The sequence below is a fragment of the Flavobacteriales bacterium genome, assembly GCA_013214975.1.
Classification (GTDB): Bacteria; Bacteroidota; Bacteroidia; order DT-38; family DT-38; genus DT-38.
On sequence record JABSPR010000334.1, the window covers coordinates 1 to 1,717 of the forward strand.

The 1,717-nt window shown below is 33.8% G+C and carries 2 protein-coding genes; both read left to right on the forward strand.

Features of this window, described 5'->3' with window-relative positions; translation table 11 throughout:
• Positions 1-864: acyl carrier protein (locus HRT72_10695; protein NQY68171.1), on the forward strand; the 864-nt coding region annotated here is incomplete at its 5' end.
• Between the two features lie 4 nt (positions 865-868).
• On the forward strand, positions 869-1,615 hold the full coding sequence (locus HRT72_10700; protein ID NQY68172.1) for an enoyl-CoA hydratase/isomerase family protein: 747 nt from the start codon (positions 869-871) through the stop codon (positions 1,613-1,615).
• Positions 1,616-1,717 lie beyond the last annotated feature (102 nt).

Below are 1,717 nucleotides of genomic sequence, written 5' to 3' on the forward strand. Positions count from 1 at the left end.
GAAATATTTAAAAATGAAGTCCCCCAGGAGAATGATAAGAGGCAAATAGAAAATAATCCAGAGAATAGAATTGAAGATAGGGTCTCTGTGTTACAAGAATTAAAACAAAGGCTTGCGGATTGTTTGTTTGTTGAACTTGAAGACATTGATATAAAAAGAGACTTTATAGAAAGTGGATTAGACTCAATTATAGGAGTGGAATGGATTCGAGATATAAACAAACATTACGGGATTCGAATATCTGCCATCAAGATATATGATTATCCAAATCTAGAAGAATTCTCAGTATATGTAGATGACTTTTTGGCCAAAGAGGTCAGAAATGGCAAAGACTCTGTTCCCAGTAATTCAAATGTTCCAGATAGAAATATCTCTTTAAATGAATTACCTCAAAGAAAAAAGGACTTAAGCATTGAGGCTGTTAAACCAAATAAAGCTCTAGCCAATAGTTCACCTTTTTCATTAATAATGATTCGCTCTGATTTAAAAAGAATGTTAAGTGAATCTTTATTTATGGCAGAGTCAGAATTAATTGAAGATAGAACATTACAGGAATTGGGATTGGATTCCATAATTGGTGTTGAGTGGGTTCGTGATTTGAATAAAAAATATAATCTATCTGTTGGAGCTGTAAAAGTTTATGATTACCCAACCCTAAATTTGTTTTCCGAATACTTTTATAATGAGTTGATGACCCAATCCGCCTATAAAGGGAATGGTGTTGTTGCTGATCAGGAAGAGAAACAGGAAGAGAAACAGGAAAAGCCATCTGATTTAGATTTGTTGTTAAACAAAGTTCAATCGGGAGAAATTAATGGGGATCAGGCTTTAGAAATATTTAATGGAATAGGATTTTCGGAATAATTGTATGAATGAATTAGTATACCTTACAGAAATTGAACCGGAAATAGTTCAGATAACTATGGAAGATCGTGTTTATAAAAATACCTATACCCATGAGTTTATGGTTGGGTTGGTAGGTGCTTTTGAAAAAATTAAGCAAAACAAAAAATACAAAGTGGTAATTCTCACTGGATATGATACCTATTTTGCTTCAGGCGGGTCGAAGGATGGCTTGTTAGCTATTCATGAAGGAAAGACAAAATTTAATGACATAAATTTTTATTCAGTAGCATTAGATTGTGAGATTCCTGTCATAGCGGCTATGCAGGGCCATGGAATCGGTGGTGGTTTTGTTATGGGAATGTTTGCTGACTTTGTGGTCCTAGGTCGAGAGAATGTTTATACCACAAATTTTATGAAATATGGATTTACCCCTGGAATGGGGGCAACCTATATAATTACTAAAAAATTAGGAATCCCATTGGGTCATGATATGCTTTTAAATGCTCAAAATTTTAGGGGGGCAGATTTAGAAAAAAGAGGGTTTCCATTCCCAGTATATCCTAGAAATCAAGTGTTAGAAAAATCACTTGAATTGGCGCAACAGCTCGCAGAAAAACCACGAGTTTCTCTTGTGATCTTAAAAAAACATTTGGTTGAAGAAATTAAGAAAGATTTGCCGGCTGTTATTGAAAAAGAATTAGTAATGCATAGTAAAACTATACATGAGGATGAAGTAAAAGAACGAATAAATTCTTTATTCGGAAATTAATCTCCCCAAATTTAAATCTGGAAAAAATGATGAATTCTAAAGAAATCTTTAGTGCCGTTAAAAGGGGTGAGCTATCTGTACTTAGAGCCAAAGAGCTTTTGC